The sequence below is a fragment of the Nonomuraea guangzhouensis genome (assembly GCF_019396345.1).
In the GTDB taxonomy this organism is placed as follows: Bacteria; Actinomycetota; Actinomycetes; order Streptosporangiales; family Streptosporangiaceae; genus Nonomuraea; species Nonomuraea guangzhouensis.
Genome location: NZ_JAHKRM010000005.1, coordinates 51,580 through 74,516, shown reverse-complemented (window position 1 = coordinate 74,516; position 22,937 = coordinate 51,580). Strand labels below are relative to the sequence as shown.

The following is a 22,937-nucleotide window of genomic DNA, read 5'->3' as shown; positions in this document are numbered from 1 at the left end:
GGCATCGGCTCAGGTGGGGGAGTCCAGCATCATCGCGCCGCGATGCCTTTCACCATCCGCCCCAGGTCACCTGCGGGAGCGGTGACCACAATGGCCAGGCCGAACTCTGGAGTCCAGGCGAACCTCCGGCCGGGCGTGGAGGCCCCCGCATCGAGCAGCATCCCTTGCACCCCGCCGACGGTCGCCGACTTCGGCTCACCCCGGGAAACGCTGCTCCACCACGTGGCGCTCGGCACCGCCGCACCACGCTGAACGGAAACGGTGACAGTGTCTTCGCCGTCCGGCCCGCTCCATCGCCGCGTACTGGAACGCCAGCGCGCTGTCAGAGCGGTCTCCACAGAACCCGGCCGCAGATCCGGACCAGCGAACGAGGCCGCGATGCCGTCGACCGACCCGTCCTGGCCTCCAGGAGGCGACTGGATGCCCTCGGCGATCCGTACCAGGTCCCCTTCCGGCAGGTGATCCGCCCTGACCCGCACGCCGATTCCCGGCTTGACCAGCCACAGCAACACCCCACCCGCCTGTCCGGTGGCTCCCGCATAGGCCGGCCGGCCGTGTACCGAGGCCGGACGCACACCGGTCAGCACCTCCTGCGGCGCTCCAGCGGCACGCAACCTCTCCAGCGTCGCCGCAGCCCGGCCGTAGACGACCTCGATGGAGACATGCCGACCGGACTCACCCTGCCAGAGCCGGGTCAGCGCCTCGGGATTCGCGCCGGCCGTTCCCGAGACCCACATGCCCGCCGGCATGTACATGACGCGGAGGCCGGCGAAGGCGGGACTCCAGCCCGTCACCCGCAGCCCAGCGACGATCCGGTCACGCTCCTTCTTCAGAGCCGCCGAGACCGTGACCTCCAGCACAAGGCCGTGATCAGCGACCCACATCGCGCTGGTGCCATCGCCCGACAACACCGGATCATCGATGGATCGCGGCTCGACCGGCGAGTCGACAACATTCATCGCCATGATGTCCATCGCATCACGCATGACGCCATCCGCCCGGTAAGCCGAGACCTGCAGGAAATCACCGCCGGCCTGCCATCTCAGCGCCTCACCCCGCAGCCGGATCCCCCCTCCGGCGTCTTCCTCCTGCTCCCGCAGGCGTTGCGGGACACCCAGCCCGTCCGGAACATAGCCGACCCGCACACCCCCCACCTCCGGGAGGGCCGCGACCGGGTCCGGCCGGTCGAGGATGCGCGGCGACACGACGCCGATCGCCACCAGCACGACAGCGACCACCGCGGCGGCACCCGCCGCCCACCTGCGCCGCCGTCTGCGCACCGCCACTCGGGCCCGCACCCGTACGGCCAGCTCCGGCGCCCCCCGCACCGGCCGCGCCGCATCGGCCATTCCCTGACGTAGCCGTTCCTCAATACCGCGCACTGTTCGCCACCTCCTCACCCAGCAGCGCCCGCAGGCGTTTCAGCGCCTTGGACGTCTGGCTCTTGACCGTGCCGACGGAGCAGCCGAGCACCTTCGCCGTCTGGACCTCAGTCAGGTCATCCCAGAACCTGAGCACCACCACAGCCCGCTGACGAGGCGGCAACGCCCGCAACCCGTCCAAGACGACATGCCGCAACTCGATGTCCTCCCGCGCGGCGGGCAGTTCGGGAGGAGTGTGCGTCGGAATCAATTGCACGATCGCCAGACGCCGCGCCCGGCTGATCGCCAGATTGACGATGATCCGCCGGATGTAGGGCTCGGGATCACCGCCACGGCACAACCTGTCCCAACGCAAGCACGCCCGCTCCAGCGCGGTCTGCAGCAAATCCTCGGCTTCCCCCAGCGAACCGCAGGTCAGGTACGCCGTACGTAACAGGCTTGTACTGCGGGCGGCCACGAACTCCGTGAACCCGTCTGTATACGGCGTCACCGAACGCCCTTCGAAATCATGACCACAAACACGCACAGCACCCCGCGAAGGTTGCCCCGCTCTCCCAGCCGCAGGAGGGAGAGCGGGGCAGGCACCGGGACCGGCCGGCGAGCGAGCAGAAGCCACCGACCCGGCCGGTCCCCGAGATCGAGACCCGCCCAGGTCACCCCTCTCCGGCACCGATGGGAACCCTGGACAGGCGATAACCCTCCGGCGGCTCCACCCCCAGCAGATGACGCACCAGGAAATCCCACTTACGACGATTGACGTAATACTCGAACCCCACATACACATGCTCAGCCCGCGGCACGACCAGCAACTCGAAGTCCTTGTCGGCCGCGATGAGACGATCGACCAGCCGCAACGTCAGATCAGGCGACACCTGCGTGTCCAACCCGCCATGCACCAGCAGCAGCCGGCCCGCCAGCCGATCGGCCATATCCGCATTCGACGCACGCGCATACCTCTGCGCATCGAACGACCCGTGATAGGCCTCGGCGCTCCCCGGATCCCCATAGCGCAGATCATGCATCCCCGACTCGGCGACACCGACCTTGAACACCTCAGGAAAGTCCAGCATCGCCCGCACCGCCGCGAACCCGCCGGCCGACAGACCGAAGACCCCCACCCGGTCCAGATCCATCCACGGCCGCTCCGCTCCCAACTGCTCCAGCGCCGCCACATGATCGGCCAGCCCCGCCTCGTCCAGCCGCCCATAGGAGGCGTCATGGAAGGCCTTGTCGCGCCCCGGAGTGCCCCGCCCGTCCACCGCGACCACGACGAACCCGAGCGCCGCCACCACCTCGGCGTCATAACCGTGCCACCCGGCATCGAACGACGGGCTCACCCGGTGCACCGCGGGAAAGGGATAGACATGATCGACAACCGGATAGCTCCGGCCCGGATCGAACCCATGCGGCCGATACAGCACCCCATAGACGTCGGTCCGGCCGTCGGCCGCCTTGACGCGGAAGCGTTCCGGGGGAGTCCAGCCCGCCGCCGTGAGCCGGCTGACATCGGCGCGCTCCAACTCCACCAGCACCCGCCCGTCCCAGCCCCGCACCGTGACCGACGGCGGCGTCGCGGTCGTGGACGCCGAGTCGATGAAGCAGCCCCTGTCGTCGGCCACGACGACGACATGGTCCAGATCATCATCGGTGATCCGCTCGAACCCCGACCCGTCCAACCCGGCCCGGCACACCGACCGGCGATACGGATCGGCCGCCACCAGCCCCGAGGCGACGAAGTACACCACCCGCGCCACCTCATCGACGTGCAGGATCTCCTGCACCGCCCACGCCCCCGACGTCACCCGCCCGCGCAGCTCACCACCGCCGGCGTCATACAGATAGAGATGACCCCACCCATCACGCTGGGAATACCACAACACCTCCTGCCCGCCCGCCAGCACCCTGACCATCGGAGCCTGCCCCAGCTGCTGCGCCGGCTCCACCCGGCTCTGCCCGCTCTCGCTCAGCACGGTCACCACCTCGCCGCTGACCGGATCGAGCCGGTGCAGCCGCAACGTCCGCCCATCACGTGAGCGACCCAGGTAGTAGACCGCCGAGCCGTCCCGCGCCCACCACGCCCACTTCATGAAGATCGGCGAAATCGTCGGCATCTCCACCGGCTCCGCCCGCGCCACCACCGCCGAACCTCGCTCGACGTCCAGCACCACGAACGCGGCCAGCGGCAGCCGCTCATCACCGGGAAACGGCTGCCGCAACGTCACCAGCCCTGGCGCGCCGCCGTCGTCCGGCATGGACTCCACCAGATGCGTCCGCCGCACCCCCCGCTGATCGGTACGGTGCGTCAGCACCCGCCGGGAATCGGGCGACCAGGACACGGCCGGCGGCGCGTGGGGGAGCCCCATCCTCTTCAACAACGTCGAATACATGAAAAAATCAGGACTCGCCCCGTAGTCGCGGTCCGCATCCCCATCAGCCGTCAGCGCCCACTCCCGGCCATCGGCCAGCGAACGCACCCACACATCGTGCCCCCGCCGGAACGCCACCAGCCGCCCATCCGGCGAAGCCACCTCCACCGGACCGACCGGCGCGACACCCGCGACCTCCTCACACACCGAGCCGTCCAACCGGCACCGCCAACGCCCGCCGAACGCGTCGAACTCCACCCCATCACCACGAAACTCCACCCCAGCCAACGGCAGCGCCGCCGCATCCACCTGCCGCCCCGACGCCGCCGCCAACGCGGCCGCCACCCTCTCCTGATCGAAGGCCGGCCCGCGGCTACCCGCCACCGGATCGACCAGCACGAACCTGCGGCCCTCAGCGGTCTCCACCGCGTACCAGAACCGGGCACCCCCCTCGATCCACCGCGGACTGACCTTGTCCCCGAGCACCAGACTGCCGCGGTTGTCCCGCAGCAACCGCTCAGCCGCCCGATAAGCCCCCGCATCGAGTCGCGTCGTCATCATCTGTCGCCTCCTGTCGAAGAACTCCGATCGCCGCGACCCTCCCGCACCCCGCTGACACCCCCTTGAGCCCCCGCTGACAGATCGTTGACACGCCCGAAAACCACCACCAGCAAGGGACCGGAAGAAAACACCTCGCGCCCCAAAAGCGGGTTATCTACACTGCCCACGTGCTCAAACCCCACTACCCGATCATCACCGGCCGCCTCCTGCTGCGCCCCTTCACCCCCGACGACCTCCACGCGCTGCACGCCTACGAATCCCGGCCCGACGTCGCCCGCTACCTCTACTGGGAACCCCGCGACCTCGACACCGTCCGCACCTTCCTCGAAAAGAAGATCACCCGCGTCGCCCTCCTCGACGAAGGAGACGCCCTCGACATCGCCATCACCCTGCGCGAAAGCGGCGAACTCATCGGCAACGGCGTCCTCATCTGGACCAGCAAGCAACACCGCCAAGGCGAGATCGGCTACATCCTGCACCCCGACCACCACCGCCGCGGCTACGCCCCCGAAGCCGGCCGCGAACTACTCCGCCTCGGCTTCGAAGAACTCGGCCTGCACCGCATCACCGGCCGCCTCGACGCCCGCAACACCGCCTCCGCCCGCGTCCTGGAGAAACTCGGCATGCGCCGCGAAGCCCACCTCATCGACAACGAACAGGTCAAAGGCGAATGGACCTCCGAGATCATCTACGCCATGCTCGAAACAGAATGGACACCATAAACATCCTGCACCTCGCCCTGCACACCGACTGGGCCAACGCCCAACCCGCAGGGGAGTACCGCATCTCCACCCTCGGCCGCACCCTCGAAGAAGAAGGCTTCATCCACTGCAGCCGCGACCTCGACCAACTCCACGCAGTGCACGCCGCCTTCTACCGCCACATCACCGAACCACTGCTCATCCTCGAGATCGACCCCACCGGACTCGACATCCGCCGCGAAAACGGCTTCCCCCACCTGTACGGCCCACTCCCCATCACCTCGGTCACCGCCACCCGCCCCTACACCTGACACCCCCGCGCTACGCGCACAACACCCGCTCAATCCGGCGCGCCGCGAACCACAACCCCGCCACCGCCATCACCACCAGATAACCCGCATGCCCCAGCAACCCCCACTGCGGCACCCCCGAAGCCAGACCCCGCACCAACTCCACCGAGTGATACAGCGGCGTCACCCGCACCACCACCTCCACCACCCCCGGATAATCCGCCACAGGGGAGAAGGTGCCGGAGAACAGGAACAACGACAACTGCGCCGCCGTCATCAGATCGAAATCCTGCCAGCCACGCAGCAACGTCGACACCGCCATCCCCAGCGCCCCGAACGACAACCCCACCAGCATCGTCGCCGGAAACGCCGCCAGCGCCCACACCGGCTCGGCCAGCCCCAACACCACCATCACCACCAAGAACAACGCCGTATAAACCGAGCTGCGCACCATCGCCCAGCTCAACTCACCCAGCGCCACCTCGATCGGCCGCACCGGCGTCGCCAGCACCGCCTCGAACGTCTTGGCGTAACGCATCTTGAAAAAGAAGTTGAAAGTCGTCTCCGACAACGCCCCGTTCATCGCCGAAACCGCCAGCATCGCCGGCGCCACGAACACCGCGTACGACACCACCCGGCCATCACCCACCGGGATCCGCCCCACCAGCGCCCCCACACCCACACCGATCGACAACAGATACAGCAACGGCTCGAAAAACCCCGACACCAGCACCAGCCAGTACGAAGCACCCGAACGCAACGCCCCCACATTGCGGCCCACGACCGCACCCACCCGGCCCACCGAAATCCGGCCCGAACCCCGGCCCGACACCAGCCGGGCCACCGCCCACGTCACCATCATCAGTCCTGAAGTCGCCTACGAAACGCCCAACCCGCCCACCACACCCCACCCACCGCGAACACCAGCAAACACCCGGCATGCGCCCACACCGGCCACAGGGGAGCGGCCCCCGACGTCGCCGCCCGCGCCAGCTCCACCCCATGCCACAACGGCGAGGCGAACGCCAGCGGCCGCACCACCACCGGCAACTGCTCCACCGGGAAGAACACCCCCGCGAACAACGACGACGGCAGCATCACGAACCGAAACAGCAACGCGAAATAACTCTCGTGCTCGATCGTCGCCGAAAACGCCGTCACCGGCGCCGCGACCGCCACCGCCAGCAACGCCGCCACCAACGGCGTCACCACCACCCACGGCGAGGACAACACCCCGAACGCCCCCACCACCAGCAGGAACACCACCACCGCGATCTCGACCCTGAACACGATGTACAGCAGCCAGCCGCCGATCATGTCCCACACCGACACCCGCGTCGCGAACATCGCGTGCGCCCCGCGATTCCACCGGAACTCCCCGAACACCGCGTACGTGCACTCACCGACCGCCATCTGAAACACCGTCGACGCCAGCACACCCGGCACGATCCACTCCACGTACGGCACGCCGCCCACCCCACCGACGTAACCGCCCACCCCCAGCCCGATGCTGGCCAGAAACAGCACCGGCAACACGAACGACGAGAACAACGACGCCCGCCACAACCGCTTGTACAACGTCAGGTGCCGCTCCAGCACCGCCACCGCCGGATGCGCCATCACTCCACCAACGTCCGGCCCGTCAGATGCAGGAACACATCCTCCAGCGACGACCTGCGCACCAGCACACTGGAGGGCACCAGCTCCCGCCGATGCACCTCCGACACCGCCGCATCCCCATCCTTGGCATACAGCAAGATCCGATCCGGCAGCACATCCACCCGATCACCGATCCCGTCCAGCGGCGCCACGAAACCCGCCAGCTCCTGCCCGCCGAAGCGCAACTCCACCACCTCAGGCGAGGAATAGGACGCGATCAGCGAACGCGGCGACCCCTCGGCCACGATCCGCCCGCCGTCCATCACCACCAGCCGATCGCACAACTGCTCGGCCTCATCCATGTAGTGCGTGGTCAGCACCAGCGTCACACCCCGCTGCTTCAACCGGAACAACCGCTCCCACAGCAGATGACGCGCCTGCGGATCCAGCCCCGTCGTCGGCTCGTCCAGCAGCACCAGATCCGGCTCGTTCACCATCGCCCGCGCGATCGTCAGCCGCCGCTTCATCCCGCCCGACAACGGCTCCACCCGGCTCGAGGCCCGGTCACGCAGCTGCGCGAACTCCAGCAGCTCCTCGGCCCGCGCCCGCGCCTGCGCCCGCGACAAACCGAAATAGCGAGCGTACGTCGTCAAATTCTCGCGAACCGTCAGATCGGGATCCAAGTTATCCAACTGCGGGCAGACACCCAGCCGCCCCCGGATCCGCGGCCCCTCCCGCGCCGGATCCATCCCGAAGATCCGCAACTCACCCGCGGACGGCATCGACACGCAGCTGATCATCCGCATCGTCGACGACTTACCCGCACCATTGGGACCCAGGAAACCAAACGCCTCACCAGGCGCCACATCAATATCGATCCCGTCGACCGCGACGAAATCCCCGAACCGTTTCACCAGCCCACGCGCGTGAACCAGCGGCTGCACACCCGACACGAGCCCCGACCATAACCAACGCCACCGACAGAATCGACCGGTTAAACGCCGCCACACTGGAACCCATGGACACCCGAACAACCGCCCAGCACTTCGCCGACACCTGGCAACACGGCTGGACCCACCACGACGCCGACCGCATCGCCACCCTCTACAGCCACGACGCCGTCCACACCTCCATGCCCTTCCGGCCACCACACCGGGGGAGAGGCGCCATCACCGACTACATCCGCTGGTCCTTCAGCACCGAAACCGCACCCCAGGTCACCTTCGCCACCCCCATCGTGGACGGCGACCAAGCGGTCATCGAATTCCGCGTCCACGCCACCGACGACGGCACACCCATCACCCTGGCGGGCTGCGTCATCGCCCGCTTCGACACCGACGGCCTGGCCGTACAGACCCGCGACTACTGGCACACCACGAACGGCCACGTATGACCAGCGGCCCGGCCACCGCATCGCGCCCCACCCCGGCGTGACACGGCACCCACCCAAAACCGGAGAAAACCGGCACGGCGCTCAGCGCCGCGCCGGCCCGAACCCCGGCACACAAACGGTCAGCCCGCCACCCGCGCCCGAACCGGGCCGACGGCGGAAGCCAGATACGCCTCAGCAGGAACAACCTCAGGAGCCACCAGGGGAGCGGACTGCACCACCGGAGCCGCAGGACGCGACACCTGCTGCGTCTGCTCCATCGCGGCCCGCCGCTCGGCGCAACCACCCGCGCAGTAACCGTTCGTGACGATCAGGCGTCCCCGCAGAGTCGTATAGGACTCCCGTCCCGTAGCAGGCAGAACTCCCTGACACACTGCACATAACATCGACTGATTCCCCACGTGCTGCTCCTCTCGCGGCGCGATAGCAGATTTCCCACCCTAAGGCGCCCAGGCCAGCAAGGACAGTGAATCAACCGAAGGTCAACCCGCTGGTCAGAACATTCCGGCCTCACCCACCGTAATGATCAAGAGCCGAGCCGGCCATCGGAGGCGGCCGTCACCTCCTGTAACACCACCGGATCGGGACGTGTCGGCCACCGGCCAGGGGAGCGGCACCCAGGGTGACCAACGTCACCACACGCGCACGCCGCTCCACCCCGAGAGTCAGGACCCCTCTCCGGCGAAAACCGATCTACTTGACATAATGTCCATTATCAAGCAACCAGACACGCCCGCCAACACCCGGAAATATCGCGAACCGAGGACGGCGATTCTCAGCGTCGCGGCCCTGATCATCGCACCCATCACCGCCGGCAAGGCCGACGGCGAAGCAGATTGCCGCCGCTGATCACCAGTCAGGCGCGTTACGATCGAGACATGCACAGCCTGGCGATCTCCACCGGGGGCCTCGTCGCGCTCACCGTCGTCGTCACCGCCCTGATCATCTACCTGATCATCCTGGCCGCCCGGCTGACCAGGAACCCCCGCAACCGCCCCAGCCCCAGCCCCGACCTGGTCGACCAGGCGCGCGAGATGAAGGCGCACGGCCAGCTCCAAGAAGCCGTCTTCCTCGTACGCGGCGAGACCGGCATGAGCCAGCGCGCGGCCGCCCGCTTCGTCAACCGCCTCTAACCGCCCCCAATCACCCAAAAGATCCGATACCGAACAGAAGGTGGATTCTGTTCGGTATCGCCTATGGTTCGTCGGCCCGTTCCCGGCCTACATGTCCTGTCTCATCGAACTTGGCCCCGCGTCTCAACAAGATGGCTCCGCTAGGGACTGTCTCGAAGTAGGTCCGCTGTCTGGTGTCCCCAACGCGCACGACCCTGCTAGTGACGTTCTCCTTCGACTCCTCTTCGCCGTTATTCACCCCGAGATTGTGGCCGATCGCCGCCAGGACACTTTCGCGGTACCGACGTCCGACAGGCGGTACAACGGCTGACCTCAGTCACTCTCGGTGCTTGTCCGCCCCGCCAGGAATTCCCGCTGTCCGCTGTCATCATCGGCTGGTGAGTCGGTGGAAGCGATGCTGTCTGACGGGATGGCTCGGCCGGTCAACTTGGCCGAGTACCGCCACAGCCGTTCAGCCTCGACATCGTCGTGTGGATACGGCTCGCTTTCGCGGCAGTCGGTGCAGTAGGCGCCTCCCTGGGTGGCTGCGGTAGCGGCCCATAGTGGCGTCGCGGCGCCTTGTTCCGGAGTGCAGAACAGGCCCGGCGCTGGTTCACCGTCGGTTCCCAGCCATCCGGCTTCGGTCATCTCAGCGATCGTCAGATGCCGCTGCAGTGGCGTACGGATATAGCCCGGGCTCGCGGAGAATGCCCGCACGCCGTGCGCCGCCCCGAGCCGGTCGAGATGGTGGGCGAACAGAACGTTGGCCAGTTTGGACTGCCCGTACGCGGCCCACTTCTGGTAGCCGTCGGTGAAGTGGACGTCGTGCCAGCGGATCCGATCCTCGGGCGAGCGGCCCGAGGCCACCGCGACGACCCGTGCGGCCGATGCCCGCGTCAGTGCCGGCCACAGGCCGCAGGTCAAAGCGAAGTGACCGAGGTGGTTGACGGCGAACTGCGCCTCCCAGCCGGGCCCCACGCGCGTCTCGGGACACGCCATGATCGCGGCACTGGTGATGAGGAAGTCGAGGGCGCGATGATGCCGCAGGTAGCTCGTTGCGAAAGCGTCGACTGAGCTGAGATCGCCCAGATCCATCTCGACGGTCTCGGCCGTCGCGCCGAGGTTGCGGCGCGCGACGTCCGGACGGCGAGCCGGCACGATCACTCGTGCACCGGCGCGGTTGAGCGCCCGGGTGATGGCCAGACCCACCCCCGAATAGCCGCCGGTAACGACGGCAGTGCGGCCGGTCAGATCGATTCCGTGGAGAACTTCGTCGGCGGTGTACATGACGGGAACGCTAGGAGCTTGACCGAGGTCTAGGTCAAACGGCTACCGTCGGCGCATGAGACCCACAGGTGTCGGTATCGGCGAAGTCGCACGGCGAACCGGCCTGAGCGTGCACACGCTGCGCCTCTACGAGCGCGTCGGGATATTCGCCGGTCCGGTACAGCGCGACGCGGCAGGGCGGCGGGTATACAGCGAATGGGACATCGCCTGGCTCGGCAACTGCGTACTCTTCCGTGCCTCGGGCATGCCGCTGGCCGCCCTCGCCGAACTGGCCTGGCTTGTCAGCGAAGGCGAGGGCAACGAGGCTGACCGCCTTGACCTGCTCCGTGCTCACCGGCAACGAGTCCGCGAGCAGATGACTCAGCTCACCGACTGTCTCCAGCTGATCGACGCAAAGGTCGCCGCCTACGAGAAACACCTAGGCGCAGGCGCAGGTGGCGACCCCTGGCAGCCCAATCGTCCCTGAGGTAAGCCAACGGTGTCTTGGCCGATAAGGCGTACACGTCCAAGGCCAACCGGGCCTACCTGCGCCGGCGTGGGATCAAGGCCACTATCCCGAGCAAGGCCGACCAGGGCGCAAACCGGCGCGCCAAGGGATCAGCGGGCGGACGACTGCCGACCTTCGACCCGCACATCTACCGGCAGCGCCATGCCGTCGAGTGCGGCATCAACCGACTCAAACGCAACCGGCCTTGGCCACCCGCTACGACAAGCTCGCCGTCCGATACGAAGCCACCCTGCCCTCGCCATGGTCGGGAGTGTCAACTTAACGGCTGATCTTGGTTGTTGAAGTGTTCAGAGGTTGGCAGGGGTGAGGCGGCCTTCAAAGGCAATCTGGAAGGCGTTCAAGGGTGCCTTCCAGCGCATGGTCCAGCGCTTGCGGCCCTTGCCGGTGGGATCCAGGCTCATCAGCGCCATGAACACACACTTCAGGGCCGCGCTCTCGTTCGGGAAGTGGCCGCGGGCGCGCACCGCCTTACGGATGCGGGCGTTGACGCTCTCGATGGCATTGGTGGAGCAGATGACCTTGCGGATCTCGACGTCGAAGGCCAGGAAGGGCACTAACTCCGCCCAACTGGTCTCCCACAGACGCACGATCGAGCGGCCGGTTCTGCCATTCGGCCATGCCGTCCATGACCTTGTCGGTGATGGTGGAGATGGTCTGCTTGGAGACCTGGGCACCGTACACCTCGGCCAGATGCGCGGAGATCTCCCCATGCGTGAGGCCCTTGGCCGACAGCGACAAGACCATCTCATCCACTCCGGACAGCCGGCGCTGCCGCTTGCGCACCAGTTGGGGTTCGAAGGTGCCGGCCACATCGCGCGGTATCCGCACCTCCACCGGGCCGACGTCGGTCACCACGGTCTTGGTGCGGCTGCCGTTGCGGCTGTTGCCGCTGTTCTTCCCGGCTGGGTCGTGCCGGTCGTAGCCGAGGTGATCGGTGATCTCGCCTTCCAACGCCGACTCCAGCACCCGCTTGGTCAGCTGCTGCAGCAGACCGCCCCTCGCCGGTCAGCTGCAGACCCTCGCTGCGGGCTCGACCCACCAACATCGAGATCAGCTGCTCATCCGTCATTGAGCGGTCCGGCTCGGCAGGCACATCGACTACCCACCGTCCCCGGACCGGGGCCAACTTAGTGAGATCCGGGACCATCTTCGCTGATACAGGACAGGAAGCCGTCCTCATCGAGCCGCCCCGATCCCCCGTCCTGAACCATCCGTCGCGCAGGACTCCTCCCCGGTGGCGGCGGCGTAACCGCTGAAGATGATCGACCGCGCTCGGAGCCTGACAGTGATTTGTCCGATCTGTCCTGCCGGTAGCGGGCGGTCGTCGTCTGTGATCACTACTTCGTATTCCGGGACGGGTCGTCCGGCCGAGCCGGGCCGGACGGCGGCGGGTGTGCCGGCGGCCACGTCGCCGACTATGGCCGCGACAGCGCCCATGGTGGGGGCGGGCTGGGCGTGGTCGCGGCGCCGGCCTCTCCCCCGGGCCGGTGCGGTCGGCCGAGGTGGCTCGGTCTCCCCCGCCGGTTTCGGTCAGGCGGGTGTCGTGTGGGCGGCGGTGTTCCCAAGGTCTTTCACGTAGGCGCCGGCTTTCATCACGATCTGTATGCGTGAGGGATCAGCCAGCGCGTGTATGTCCTGCAGAGGGTCGGTGTCGGTGACCACGAGATCGGCGAGTTTGCCCGTTTCCAGGGTGCCGACTTCGTCGGAGATGCCGAGCAGTTCGGATGCGGTCCGGGTGCCGGCGATGAGGGCGTTCATCGGGGACATGCCGAGGTCGACGAGGTGTCCGAGTTCGCGCAGGTTCTGGCCGTGGGGGCAGACGCCGGCGTCGGTTCCGAGGGCGATCTTCGCTCCGCGTGCGATGGCGTGGCCGATGTTCTTTTTCGTGATCTCGGACCATTTCACTTTTTTGGCGTAGTGGTAGGGCTGCATGGTCTTCTTGTCGATCGCGAACACGGTCGACAGGGTGGGGACGAGGAAGGCGCCGCGTTCTTCGAGGAGGTCGAGGCCTTCGTCGTCGATGCCGTAGCCGTGTTCGACGCTGGTGACGCCGCCGCGGATGGCGGTGAGGATTCCTTTGCGGCCTTGTGCGTGGGCGGCGATGGGTTTGCCGCCGTGTCGGTCGAGTTCGTCGTGGATGGCGCGTACTTCGTCCAGGCGCAGGCCTTCGTCGTCGGGGTGGTCGTGTCTGCTGCCCATGCCGCCGGTGGTGCAGATCTTGATGAGGTCGGCTCCTTGGCGCAGGACGCGGCGGGTTGCTTTGCGGACTTCGTCGACGGTGTCGGCTATTTCGATGAGTTCGGGGATGGTGGGGGCGAGTGTGCCGCCGTGCAGGTGCATGTCGCCGTGGCCGGCGGTGTGGCTGATCGGGCTGACGGCGAGTTTCAGCCGGGGGCCGGGGATGAGTGCTTGGTCGATGGCTTCGCGGAAGCCTTGGGACAGGCCGCCGAGGTCGCGTGCGCTGGTGATGCCGGCGTCGAGGGTGGCGCGGATGCGGGCGACGGATTCCAGGACGATGAGGGCTGGGTCGTTCTGGAGGGTGTGGAAGGGGCCGTTGGCGAGGGTGAATCCCAGGTGGACGTGGCAGTCGATGAATCCGGGCAGCAGTGTTGCGCCGTGCAGGTCGCGTTCGTCGGCGCCGTGGTTGGCGGGGGCTTCGGCGGCGGTGCCGACGTAGGCGATGTGGCCGTCGGGGGTGATGTCGAGGACGCCGTTGTGGAGGGGTGGTGTTCCGGTGCCGTCGATGATGGTGGCGTTGGTGAGGCGGAGGTTTCGGTCGGGGGTCACGCAGCGTCCTTCCGCGGGTGGTGTTCGAGGGTGAAGCCTGGTGCGCCGGGGACCGAGTCGAGCAGGGTGCGGGTGTAGGGGTGTTGGGGGTGTTGGTAGAGGTCGGCGGCTGGGGCTTGTTCGACGATGTCGCCGTTGTAGAGGACGACGACGTCGTCGCTGACGTGGCGGACGACGGCGAGGTTGTGGGAGATGAACACCATGGTCAGGTTGAGTTCGCGGCGTAGTTTGGCCAGGAGGTTGAGGATCTCGGCTTGGACGGAGACGTCGAGTGCGGAGGTGATCTCGTCGGCGATGACGACTTCGGGGTGGATCATCAGGCCTCGGGCGATGGCGATGCGCTGGCGTTGTCCTCCGGAGCACTGGTGGGGGTAGCGGTTGATGGTGTCGGCGGGCATTTTGACGGTTTCGAGCCAGTGGACGATCTCGTCGGTGTGCTTGGTGACGTTCGCGCGGCGGGGGTCGAGGGCTTCGGCGAGTGCTTGGCCGATGGTGCGGCGGGGGTCGAGTGAGGAGTAGGGGTCCTGGGGGATCATCTGGACTTTGCGTCGCATCGCTTGGCGGTCGGCGCCTCGTGCGGTGGAGACGTGGACGCCGCCGATGGTGACGCTGCCGGCGGTGGGGCGGACGATGCCGACGAGTGCTTTGGCGAGGGTGGATTTGCCGGAGCCTGATTCGCCGACGATGCCGACGGTGGTGCCTCGGGCGACGTTCATGGTGATGCCGTGCAGGATGGGGGTGGCGGTTCTGCCCCAGCCGTAGCCGGCTTGGAGGTCGCTGACCTGGACGGCGATCTGGTCATCCATGGGTGTGCTCCTGCGCGGGCTGCGGGGTGGGCTTCTCGCCTGCGGGGCCGTCGATGTCGGGGGTGGCGTGCAGGAGTGCTCGGGTGTAGGGGTGTTGGGCGGATTCGACGGTGAGGTCGCGGGCGGCGATCTGTTCGACGATCTCGCCGTGGTACATGACGATGACGCGGTCGCAGAGTGCGCGTACGACGCCGATGTCGTGGGAGATGAACATGATCGAGGCGTTGTATTCGTTGTTGACGCGTTTGAGTTCGCGCAGGATTTCGGCTTGGACGGTGACGTCGAGGGCTGTGGTGGGTTCGTCGGCGATGATCAGGCGTGGCTGGACGGTCAGGGCGGTGGCGATCATGGCGCGTTGCCGCATGCCGCCTGACAGTTCGTGGGGGTGTTGTTTCAGGCGGTGTTCGGGTCTGCTCATGTGGACGGTGCGCAGGGCGTCGAGGACGCGCTGGGTGGCTGCTCGGGTGCCCAGGCGTTTGTGGGTGCGTAGTACTTCGGTGAGCTGGGTGCCCATGCGCAGGGCGGGGTTGAAGGTGGAGCCGGGGTCTTGGTAGATGAGGCTGATGGCGTCGGTCATGGCGGTGGGGGGTGCGGGGCGGCGCAGGTCCAGGTCGCTGATGGACATGCGGGTGGCGGTGGGGGTGAGGCCGTCGGGCAGGAGTTGGGCCAGGGCCATGGCGGTGAGGGTTTTGCCGGAACCGCTTTCGCCGACGATGCCGAGGATCTCGCCGTGTCTGATGGTGAAGGTGATGCCTTTGACCAGGGGTGTGTCGCCGGAGTGGATCCACAGGTCGCGGATGTCGGCGAGGTGTTCGTCGCTGGGGGGTGGCGTTTGGTCGGGTGTGGTGGGGTGTGGCCGGGTCTTGCTGGGTGTGTGGTGTGCTCGTGGGTTCGCCGCGCCGGCGAGGCCGTCGCCGATGAGGACGGCGGCCAGGCCGGTCACGACGATGAGGGCGGCGGGGCCGGCCATTTGGTAGGGCCGGTTGGCCAGGAGGGAGGGCAGGGCTTCGTTGAGGAGTTTGCCCCAGTCGTAGGCGGGTGACTGGACGCCGAGTCCGACGAAGGACAGGGCGGAGATGGCGGTGAGGGTGGCCGCGAAGGTCGATGCGGCCAGGACGAGCAGGGGTTCGGCCATGTTGGGCAGCATGTGCCGGGTGGCGATGCGGCTGTGGCTGACGCCGAGGAGGCGGGCGGTGGAGACGTACTCCTGTTGGGAGATTTTCGCGGCGAGGTTGGCGGTGAGGCGGGCGAAGTAGGGGATGCCGGACAGGCCGATGGCGATGAGTGCTGAGGAGCCGCCGGCGCCGAGTACGGCGGCGACGACGAGGGCGAGCAGGAGTCCGGGGAAGGCGACCATCGCGTCGATGACGCGCAGGAAGATCTCTCTGGCCCAGGGTCGTACGAGCCAGACGCCGGTGCCGAGGATGATGCCGGTGATGACGGCTATGGCGGTGGCTCCGGCGGTGAGGAGCAGGGTGAGGCGGGTGGCGACGAGGCTGCGGAGCAGGACGTCGTGGCCGGCGGCGTCGGTGCCGAGCCAGTGCTCGGGTGAGGGTGGGGCGAGTCTGGGGCCGAGTGCGTTGGCCGGGGTGGTGAACAGGAGGGGGGCCAGTGCGGCGATGGCGACGATGAGGGCGAGCAGGGCCAGGCCGAGGATGAGGCCGGGGTTCCAGCGGGACCGGTTATGCGGAGACATGGGGTCCTCCGAGGGTCCGTGGGTCGATGAGGCCGAGCAGGATGTCGACGAGGAGGTTGACGAGTGCCGCGATCATGCCGATGACCAGGACCATGCCTTGGATGACGGGATAGTCGCGGTCGAGGATGGCCTTGATGATGCCGCTGCCGAGGCCGGGGAGGGCGAACACCGATTCGATGATGATGGCGCCGCCGATCATGCCGGTGAGGATGAGTCCGCTGAGGGTGAGGGTGGTGGTGAGCAGGTTCGGTAGTGCCCAGCGCAGGTGGCGTCGCAGGGCGGGCAGGCGCCAGCCTCGGGCGGTGCGCATGTAGTCGGTGTCGAGGACGACGGCTGTTTCTCGGCGGACGACGCGGGAGATGGTGCAGATCGGGCCGATGGCGATGGCCGCGACGGGCAGGACGAACGAGGCCGCTCCGAAGCGGGGGGTGTAGGCGGGTGGGAAGAGCGGGAGCAGGCCGATGCCGAGGGCGAACATCACGACCAGGAAGGAGGCCATGATGTAGCCGGGGATGGAGTCGAGGAAGCCGGTGAGCATGCCGAAGGCGACGTCGAGCCATTTGCGACGGCCGCCGCGGGTGAGGACGCCGATGAGCATGCCCAGGGGGATGGAGATGAGCAGGACGGCGAGCATCGCGGTGGTGGCGATGGTCGCGGTGAAGGGCAGCCGGTTGGAGATGATGGTCTCGACCGGCTGGCGGTACATGAAGGAGGTGCCGAGGTCGCCGGTCAGGACTCCGCTGACGTGGTCGAGGAATCGGGGCCAGAGGGGGCGGTCGAGGCCGAGTTCGGTTCTGACGCGCTGGATGTCGGCGAGGTCGGCGTTGGCTCCGGCGATGCCGACGGCCGGGTCGCCGGGGATGAGCTGGACGATCAGGAACGACACGATGAGCAGCGCGGCGAAGATCGCCACGAGGCTGGCCAGGCGCCGCACGGCGAACCGCAGCCAGGCGGAGGAGATCCGCAGCCGCTTTGACCGGGATCCGGTGGGGGGCTCCGGCGGCGGGGCGCCTGGAGCGTGCGGGGATGTGAGTGAGGCCATGACTGGGGCGCCTTCTGGCTGTTGGACGATGGGCTGGGTGGTGACGGGCTACTTGACGATGCGGAGGGTGGCGGGGTCGAGGTATTCGTCGAAGGTGCGGATGCTGAATCCCTTGGCGACGACGGTGGTGTTGGGCAGGGTCGACAGCGGGATGGCGTCGACGCGCTGCAGGAAGGATTTCTGCGCGGACTGCAGGGCGGCGCATTGTGCGTCGCGGTCGATCTCCCCCATGGCCTTGGTGACGAAGCCGTAGCCCTCCTTGTTGATCTGCCCGGTCTTGTTGCGGCCGCCGTCCTCGGTGGCGGGGCCCATGACGCGCAGCAGGGAGGAGGTGAGGGTGCCCATCTGGTTGTTGTCGCCTTGGACGTTGATGTCCCAGTCCTTGCCGCCGGCGGTGGTCAGGGTGGCCCAGTTGGCGTTGTCGAGGGAGTCGACTTTGACGTCGGCGCCGGCGTTGCGCAGGGCTTCGGCGATGTAGTCGTTGCCGCCTTGGAGCAGGGTGGTGCCGACGATGCGGAAGCGGACTCCGGCGAGTTTCTTGGCGGCGGCCGGGTCGGGGGTCTTCAGCAGGGCTTTGTCGGTGTTGGCGCAGGCGAGTTTGGCTGATCCGACCGACAGGATGGTGCTGCCGCGTTTGCCGCTGATGATGTCGCTGAAGGCTTGGGGGTCGATGGCCTGGGCGACGGCGGCGCGCAGGTCCGGCCGGTCGGCGAAGACGGTGCCGGGGCGTTCGTTGAACAGCAGGTAGGTGGTGGTGTTGGAGGTGCTGGAGGTGGTGAAGGAGGCGTTGCCGTCGAAGCGGGCGACGTTCTCGTCGATGATCACGCCGACGTCCAGGCTGCCGGCCAGCAGTTGGGTGGCGATGGTGGCGTAGTCGGTGATGGGGGTGAGGTTGAGCTGTTTGGCGGGTTCGCCATCCAGGGGTTTGGCGAAGGTGGGCCAGGCCTTGTAGTCGTCGCGCAGGGTGAGCTGGTAGGACACGGCGGGCTGTGAGGCGGTCAGGGTGTAGGGGCCGGAGAAGGCGCCGGTGACTTTGCCCGCGGCGAGGGCTTTGGCGTCTTTGAGGCCTGCCGGGCAGATGATGCCGGCCTGGGGCAGGGTGAGTCCGGTGAGGAAGTCCGACCAGGGGGCCGACAGTGTGGCTTGTACGGTGCCTGCTGTGTCGTCGGCGGTGAAGGTGGCGGTGGCCGGTCCGAGGGTGAGGGTGCGGGCGGAGGAGCCGGTCTCCTTGGCCGCGAATCGGGTCAGGGAGGCCGCGACCACGGACGGTGTGATGGGGGTCTTGTCGGAGCAGGTCAGTCCGCTGCGGATGGTGAAGGTGTAGTGCGCGGCGTCCTGGGCCTTCCAGGAGGAGGCGATGCCGCCGGCCAGGGCGTTGCCTGAGTCTTTGCGTACGACGGTGTCGAACAGCAGGCGGGCCATGGTGAAGTCGTCGCCGCCCTTGGCCAGTGCTGGGTCGAAGGTGGCGGGATCGGTGTTGAGGGACATGTTGGCGGCGTCGGTGGTGCCTGCGGCCGTGCCGCAGCTGACCGCGCCCAGTCCCGCCGCGGCCATGGCCGTCAGCACAAGAATCGTTTTGCGAAACACCAATCCTCCAGGTGCAACCGCGGAAAGAATGGCGCCGAGCCTAGTCGTGTGCGCCGGTCAGAGGCCTTTTGAGGGTCACCGCGCAAGGAATTGGACGCTGGGGCGCTTGGCCCGCACGATCCTGCCCGGCAAGTCCGTCTCACTGCCAAAAGAGGAACAGTGGGCGAACTCTGGAAGGCCGCCTGCCGCCGGCCGGGTCGCCGGGTGTTCAGGTGGCGACACCCGCGACGGATATGCACGATTGTGGGCAGATCGTCCCTTTATGTGCATGATAGACGGCATGGTGGACGGGCTCGACTTTCAGATCATCAACGCACTGCAGATCCATCCGCGGGTCTCCTGGGCCCATCTCGGCAGGATCTTGCGGGTCGACCCGTCGACGATCTCCCGCCGCTGGTCGGCGCTCACACAGCAGCGGCAGGCGTGGACGAGTTGCTTCGAGGGCGACGGGCCGCGCTCGGCCGAGCGGGAGATCTCGGCGCTGGTGGAGATCCGGTGCACCCCGGGCCGGCGCGCCGACGTGATCGCCGAGCTCGGCCGGCAGGGGCCGATCTTCAGCGTGCACTGCACCTCGGGTCCCCGCGACCTGTACGTCATGATCTCCACGCACAGCCTGCTGTCCATGGATCGCTACATCGACGAGCACATCGCCGTGATCCCCGGCATCGTCGGCACCCGGACCCACTACCTGCGGCGCATCTTCCTCGAAGGGTCGGGCTGGCGGCTCAACATGCTCTCCGACGACCAAGCCGAGGCGTTGCGCCTGCTGCGGCCCTCCGAACCGCCCGAACACCGCAAGCCCGCCTACCGCGACGTCGTCGCCGCGCTCAGCACGGACGTACGCCGTACCGCCGCCGACATGCAGCGTGAGCTGGGCCGCTCGATCACGGTGATCTCCCGCGACATCGACGCGCTGCTCGCGGCGAACTGGGTCAGATGGCGCGTCGACTTCGCGCACACCCTGATGGGCTGGTCGGCGGCGGCGGTGCTGTGGCTCGACGTCCAGCACCACGATCTGGAACGCCTCGTCGCCTCGCTGCGCTCGCTCAACCACGTGCGGATGTGCGCGTCGGTGACCGGCGAGGCCAACCTGGCGGTCTTCCTGTGGCTGCACAACCTGCAGGAGCTGGACGAGATCGAGGGCCGGGTCGCCTCGGCGTTCCCGAAGGTGCTGGTCAAGGACCGGTGGATCGTGCCAAGGATCGCCAAGCGCACGGGCTACATCCTCGACCTGGACAGCCGGCGCCTTCGGTACGTGCCGGTCGGCGGACAGCCGGTGTTCGAGGACTAGCACCGGGCGACTTCATGCGGACTCTGCGCGGAAATCTGGTGTTTCATGCAGGATCGCGCGCGGTGGGCCCCGGTTCGCGGCGCCGTACCTAGCATGTGCGAGGCGCCCGCCGGGCCGCTGATCATCGTGGAAGAGAAAGAGGTCTCGTGGACTTCGCGCAGCTCAAGGCGTTCAGGCGAGAACTGCACCGGAATCCGGAACCCGCGTTCCTGGAGATCGGGACGGCCGCCCGGATCACCGAGGCCATCGACGGCCTGCCGGTGACCGTCTTGACCGGAAAGGACGCCCACGACCTCTCCCCCGTGGTGAACTACCCCTCGCCGCGCACGCTCGACGCATGGGAGGCTCGCGCGATCGAGTCCGGCGTCGCGGCCGAGCGCGCCCGCTACTTCCGCAAGCACGGCACCGCGCTGGTCGTCGACGTGGCCGGGCTGCGGCCGGGCCCGCGATGGGGTCTGCGGGTCGACATCGACGCGCTGCCGATGCGCGAGTCCGCCGATCCGGCGCACTTCCCGGCCGCCCACGGCTTCGCCTCGGTCAACGGCGCGATGCACGCGTGCGGCCATGACGCGCACGCCACCATCGGCGTGGGCCTGCTGCACCGTCTGGCCGACCGTGACTTCGCGGGCTCGCTGCGGATCTTGTTCCAGCCCGCCGAAGAGGGGGTACGGGGAGCGCAGACGATGATCGACGCTGGCGTCGCCGACGGCATCGACACCATGCTCGCCGTGCACATGGCGGGCGACATGGCCGTCGGCTCGGTCGTGGGCAGCTTCACCGGCGGCCTGGCCACCCGCAAGCTGAAAGTCGACTTCACCGGCGAGGCCTCCCACGCCGCCGGCTCGCCGGAGACCGGGCGCAACGCGCTGCTGGCCGCCGCCATGTCGGCGCTGGCCATCATGGCGATCCCGCGCTTCAGCTCCGCCGACACCCGGCTCAATGTCGGCACGCTCGTCGCCGGTGACGGGGTGAACATCGTGCCGTCCACGGCGGTGATGACGTGCGAGGCGCGCGCCACCGTCGACGAGGTCGCCGACGAGCTGGTGGACCGGATCGCCTCCATCGTGGAAGGGGCGGCCCGCGCGCAGGGCGTGGGGGCGGCGCTGGCCGTGATGGGCCGCTCCACGACCGTGACCCCCGACGAGGAGCTGGTCGAGCGCATCGTCGAGGCGGCCAAGGCCCACCCCGACATCGTGGAGGTGATCCGGACCCGGCCCTATGCGGGAAGCGACGATGCCAACCTGCTCATCCGGCATGTGCAGGAACGCGGCGGCCAGGGCGCCTACCTGATGGTCGGGGCCGGCAGCCCGGGTCCCCATCACAGTGCGACCTTCGAGGTGCGGGAGGAGTCGATCCCGATCGGGATCGACGTCCTGGAATCACTCATCCGCCGCGATTGAGCCGCGGCCCTCACGCCCGCGGCGGGTAGCCGGGCCTTTGACCGTGTCCCGTAGGAGAGTCATCATCGGGGTTCGCCCCGGACCAGCGTGCAGCGGCGCAGGAGCAGCAGGCGCGTAGCGGCGCCTGGGTAGCGCGTCCGGGTAGCGCGCCTGGGCAGCGCGTCGCGTCATCGTCGTCGTGGTAACGCGTCCAGGTAACGCCTCGTCGGGAACGGCCAGTTGAGCGTGCCGACCCAGGGCCGTCTCGGCGCTGAAGCCCAGCTGCCGTACTCCAGCCACCCGGGCGATCTCCGGCCACGGCGTGGCCGGGTCCATGGCGGGCATCCCCGCGCTGCGGTCATCGGTCGCCGCACGCGACCGCAGCGCGTCGGGGACGTGCGGCAGATGGCCCGGCCGGCGAGCCGGAGGGTGTGACGGCCTGGCCGGTGTGACGGTCCGGTCGGCGAGCGTGAGGGTGTGGGCGAGGGTCGAGCAGTCCTTGCCCGGCCCGATCACCGCCCGGCGGCCGCCGGGCGCGGGGAGGCGGGCTGGGGCACCGAAGGCTTGGCGGTGGTCGGCGTGGTGGACGACGGCGACGGCGCCGGCCAGGTTGTAGGCGCCGTGGGGCGGGTGGTCGTCGAGGAGGGTCGCCCTGCCGGATGGTGAGACGGGCAGGTCATCCCGCTGGGCGGCGTGAACGGTCTGAGGTGCGCGGTCCAGGCCGGTGACGGCCGGGACACCGGCTGGCGAGCAGGCCGTCACCGCGTCCGACAGGCCGGGGCGGGAGGGGCGCAACCGCCGCCCTGTGCGCACGTGCCAGCCGCGGCGTCGAGCGGGCGTCGGGTGGGTGCCGGGCGGGGTTTCGGTCGGGTGCTGGGCTGGGCGGTTGGGGCTGGGCGGGGCGTGCGGGCGCCTATCCCCCACATTCAATTCCGACAAAGCGGGTCATTTGGGGCTGGTCCGGGCGGAATTTTGCGGAGATGTGTCATCAGCACTTGCAGGTTCGTGTCAGCATCGATGGCATGTACGGGCCATATGGGACTGCCGTAAACATCCGGGACTCCTGGGATCACCCGGGCCCGGGTTCGCCCGGCTGAGCCGACCCCCAGCCGGCCCCCTCCCCCGGGCCCGCACACGGCGGGCCCCCGTCCCC

General features: G+C 68.1%; 21 protein-coding genes and 1 pseudogene. 8 read left to right on the top strand and 14 right to left on the bottom strand.

Features of this window, described 5'->3' with window-relative positions:
• Positions 1 to 29 precede the first annotated feature (29 nt).
• From KME78_RS11055 to KME78_RS11045, 3 genes are all read right to left on the bottom strand, one after another.
• Entirely contained in the window at positions 30 to 1,382 is a 1,353-nt protein-coding gene (locus KME78_RS11055) for a hypothetical protein (protein ID WP_219528737.1), read from the bottom strand.
• Positions 1,369 to 1,872: a SigE family RNA polymerase sigma factor gene (locus tag KME78_RS66050; RefSeq protein WP_308126893.1), complete on the bottom strand. Its 504-nt coding sequence runs from the start codon at positions 1,870 to 1,872 to the stop codon at positions 1,369 to 1,371. Before KME78_RS66050 ends, KME78_RS11055 begins: the two co-directional genes overlap by 14 nt.
• Positions 1,873 to 2,035: 163 nt before the next feature.
• Entirely contained in the window at positions 2,036 to 4,309 is a 2,274-nt protein-coding gene (locus KME78_RS11045) for a S9 family peptidase (protein WP_219528736.1), read from the bottom strand.
• A gap of 167 nt (positions 4,310 to 4,476) precedes the next feature.
• Between KME78_RS11045 and KME78_RS11040 the strand changes: the two genes are divergently transcribed.
• Complete coding sequence (locus KME78_RS11040; RefSeq protein WP_219528735.1) at positions 4,477 to 5,031, top strand: GNAT family N-acetyltransferase; 555 nt, start codon at positions 4,477 to 4,479, stop codon at positions 5,029 to 5,031.
• A complete protein-coding gene (locus KME78_RS11035) occupies positions 5,019 to 5,321 on the top strand; it encodes a DUF952 domain-containing protein (protein WP_219528734.1) in 303 nt (100 codons plus the stop codon). Before KME78_RS11040 ends, KME78_RS11035 begins: the two co-directional genes overlap by 13 nt.
• Before the next feature lie 10 nt (positions 5,322 to 5,331).
• Here the strand turns inward: KME78_RS11035 and KME78_RS11030 are convergent, their stop codons facing one another.
• Genes KME78_RS11030 through KME78_RS11020 form a run of 3 tightly spaced genes read right to left on the bottom strand, consistent with a single transcriptional unit; the run spans position 5,332 to position 7,852 of the window.
• The gene (locus tag KME78_RS11030) at positions 5,332 to 6,162 is read right to left on the bottom strand and encodes an ABC transporter permease (RefSeq protein ID WP_219528733.1); all 831 of its coding nucleotides are present in this window, start codon (positions 6,160 to 6,162) and stop codon (positions 5,332 to 5,334) included.
• Positions 6,162 to 6,920, bottom strand: a complete 759-nt coding sequence (locus KME78_RS11025; RefSeq protein ID WP_219528732.1) for an ABC transporter permease — start codon at positions 6,918 to 6,920, stop codon at positions 6,162 to 6,164. Before KME78_RS11025 ends, KME78_RS11030 begins: the two co-directional genes overlap by 1 nt.
• Complete coding sequence (locus tag KME78_RS11020; protein WP_308126892.1) at positions 6,920 to 7,852, bottom strand: ABC transporter ATP-binding protein; 933 nt, start codon at positions 7,850 to 7,852, stop codon at positions 6,920 to 6,922. Before KME78_RS11020 ends, KME78_RS11025 begins: the two co-directional genes overlap by 1 nt.
• A 65-nt stretch (positions 7,853 to 7,917) precedes the next feature.
• On the opposite strand from KME78_RS11020, the gene KME78_RS11015 reads away from it, so the two are divergent.
• The 3 genes from KME78_RS11015 to KME78_RS11005 all read left to right on the top strand — a co-directional run bounded on the left by KME78_RS11015 (position 7,918) and on the right by KME78_RS11005 (position 9,422).
• The gene (locus tag KME78_RS11015) at positions 7,918 to 8,292 is read left to right on the top strand and encodes a nuclear transport factor 2 family protein (protein WP_219528731.1); all 375 of its coding nucleotides are present in this window, start codon (positions 7,918 to 7,920) and stop codon (positions 8,290 to 8,292) included.
• Positions 8,293 to 8,994: 702 nt separating this feature from the next.
• Positions 8,995 to 9,138: a hypothetical protein gene (locus tag KME78_RS11010; RefSeq protein WP_219528730.1), complete on the top strand. Its 144-nt coding sequence runs from the start codon at positions 8,995 to 8,997 to the stop codon at positions 9,136 to 9,138.
• A gap of 29 nt (positions 9,139 to 9,167) precedes the next feature.
• Complete coding sequence (locus tag KME78_RS11005; RefSeq protein WP_219528729.1) at positions 9,168 to 9,422, top strand: hypothetical protein; 255 nt, start codon at positions 9,168 to 9,170, stop codon at positions 9,420 to 9,422.
• 312 nt (positions 9,423 to 9,734) lie between these two features.
• Here the strand turns inward: KME78_RS11005 and KME78_RS11000 are convergent, their stop codons facing one another.
• Positions 9,735 to 10,688 carry an SDR family NAD(P)-dependent oxidoreductase gene (locus KME78_RS11000; RefSeq protein WP_219528728.1) on the bottom strand — a complete coding sequence of 318 codons (954 nt, stop codon included), beginning with the start codon at positions 10,686 to 10,688 and terminating at the stop codon, positions 9,735 to 9,737.
• A gap of 55 nt (positions 10,689 to 10,743) precedes the next feature.
• Between KME78_RS11000 and KME78_RS10995 the strand changes: the two genes are divergently transcribed.
• The gene (locus KME78_RS10995; RefSeq protein ID WP_219528727.1) at positions 10,744 to 11,154 is read left to right on the top strand and encodes a MerR family transcriptional regulator; all 411 of its coding nucleotides are present in this window, start codon (positions 10,744 to 10,746) and stop codon (positions 11,152 to 11,154) included.
• Between the two features lie 329 nt (positions 11,155 to 11,483).
• Here KME78_RS10995 and KME78_RS10990 read toward each other — a convergent pair.
• From KME78_RS10990 to KME78_RS10965, 6 genes and pseudogenes are all read right to left on the bottom strand, one after another.
• Positions 11,484 to 12,265 (bottom strand): annotated as a pseudogene (locus KME78_RS10990) (transposase).
• A 461-nt stretch (positions 12,266 to 12,726) separates the two neighbouring features.
• Positions 12,727 to 13,983, bottom strand: coding sequence for a metal-dependent hydrolase family protein (locus KME78_RS10985; protein ID WP_219528726.1), 1,257 nt, complete (start codon positions 13,981 to 13,983; stop codon positions 12,727 to 12,729).
• Positions 13,980 to 14,789: an ATP-binding cassette domain-containing protein gene (locus KME78_RS10980; RefSeq protein ID WP_219528725.1), complete on the bottom strand. Its 810-nt coding sequence runs from the start codon at positions 14,787 to 14,789 to the stop codon at positions 13,980 to 13,982. The genes KME78_RS10985 and KME78_RS10980 overlap by 4 nt, the downstream gene beginning before the upstream one ends.
• Positions 14,782 to 16,485 carry a dipeptide/oligopeptide/nickel ABC transporter permease/ATP-binding protein gene (locus tag KME78_RS10975; protein WP_219528724.1) on the bottom strand — a complete coding sequence of 568 codons (1,704 nt, stop codon included), beginning with the start codon at positions 16,483 to 16,485 and terminating at the stop codon, positions 14,782 to 14,784. The genes KME78_RS10980 and KME78_RS10975 overlap by 8 nt, the downstream gene beginning before the upstream one ends.
• Positions 16,472 to 17,527: an ABC transporter permease gene (locus KME78_RS10970; RefSeq protein WP_219528723.1), complete on the bottom strand. Its 1,056-nt coding sequence runs from the start codon at positions 17,525 to 17,527 to the stop codon at positions 16,472 to 16,474. Before KME78_RS10970 ends, KME78_RS10975 begins: the two co-directional genes overlap by 14 nt.
• A gap of 48 nt (positions 17,528 to 17,575) precedes the next feature.
• Positions 17,576 to 19,114 carry an ABC transporter substrate-binding protein gene (locus KME78_RS10965; RefSeq protein ID WP_219528722.1) on the bottom strand — a complete coding sequence of 513 codons (1,539 nt, stop codon included), beginning with the start codon at positions 19,112 to 19,114 and terminating at the stop codon, positions 17,576 to 17,578.
• Positions 19,115 to 19,376: 262 nt separating this feature from the next.
• Between KME78_RS10965 and KME78_RS10960 the strand changes: the two genes are divergently transcribed.
• Both KME78_RS10960 and KME78_RS10955 read left to right on the top strand, forming a co-directional pair.
• Positions 19,377 to 20,405, top strand: coding sequence for an Lrp/AsnC family transcriptional regulator (locus KME78_RS10960; RefSeq protein WP_219528721.1), 1,029 nt, complete (start codon positions 19,377 to 19,379; stop codon positions 20,403 to 20,405).
• Positions 20,406 to 20,551: 146 nt separating this feature from the next.
• Positions 20,552 to 21,805, top strand: coding sequence for an amidohydrolase (locus KME78_RS10955; RefSeq protein ID WP_219528720.1), 1,254 nt, complete (start codon positions 20,552 to 20,554; stop codon positions 21,803 to 21,805).
• Here KME78_RS10955 and KME78_RS10950 read toward each other — a convergent pair.
• The gene (locus tag KME78_RS10950) at positions 21,785 to 22,708 is read right to left on the bottom strand and encodes a hypothetical protein (protein ID WP_219528719.1); all 924 of its coding nucleotides are present in this window, start codon (positions 22,706 to 22,708) and stop codon (positions 21,785 to 21,787) included. The genes KME78_RS10955 and KME78_RS10950 overlap by 21 nt on opposite strands.
• Positions 22,709 to 22,937 lie beyond the last annotated feature (229 nt).

Excerpts from the sequence above, each read along its gene's own strand:
- KME78_RS10970 (WP_219528723.1), bottom strand. The coding sequence starts at position 17,527 with ATGGCCTCACTCACATCCCCGCACGCTCCAGGCGCCCCGCCGCCGGAG.
- KME78_RS10960 (WP_219528721.1), top strand. The coding sequence starts at position 19,377 with ATGTGCATGATAGACGGCATGGTGGACGGGCTCGACTTTCAGATCATC.
- KME78_RS11045 (WP_219528736.1), bottom strand. The coding sequence starts at position 4,309 with ATGATGACGACGCGACTCGATGCGGGGGCTTATCGGGCGGCTGAGCGG.
- KME78_RS11010 (WP_219528730.1), top strand. The coding sequence starts at position 8,995 with ATGTCCATTATCAAGCAACCAGACACGCCCGCCAACACCCGGAAATAT.
- KME78_RS11035 (WP_219528734.1), top strand. The coding sequence starts at position 5,019 with ATGGACACCATAAACATCCTGCACCTCGCCCTGCACACCGACTGGGCC.
- KME78_RS11015 (WP_219528731.1), top strand. The coding sequence starts at position 7,918 with ATGGACACCCGAACAACCGCCCAGCACTTCGCCGACACCTGGCAACAC.
- KME78_RS10980 (WP_219528725.1), bottom strand. The coding sequence starts at position 14,789 with ATGGATGACCAGATCGCCGTCCAGGTCAGCGACCTCCAAGCCGGCTAC.
- KME78_RS11000 (WP_219528728.1), bottom strand. The coding sequence starts at position 10,688 with ATGTACACCGCCGACGAAGTTCTCCACGGAATCGATCTGACCGGCCGC.
- KME78_RS10995 (WP_219528727.1), top strand. The coding sequence starts at position 10,744 with ATGAGACCCACAGGTGTCGGTATCGGCGAAGTCGCACGGCGAACCGGC.
- KME78_RS10975 (WP_219528724.1), bottom strand. The coding sequence starts at position 16,485 with ATGTCTCCGCATAACCGGTCCCGCTGGAACCCCGGCCTCATCCTCGGC.
- KME78_RS11025 (WP_219528732.1), bottom strand. The coding sequence starts at position 6,920 with ATGGCGCATCCGGCGGTGGCGGTGCTGGAGCGGCACCTGACGTTGTAC.
- KME78_RS11030 (WP_219528733.1), bottom strand. The coding sequence starts at position 6,162 with ATGATGGTGACGTGGGCGGTGGCCCGGCTGGTGTCGGGCCGGGGTTCG.
- KME78_RS11005 (WP_219528729.1), top strand. The coding sequence starts at position 9,168 with ATGCACAGCCTGGCGATCTCCACCGGGGGCCTCGTCGCGCTCACCGTC.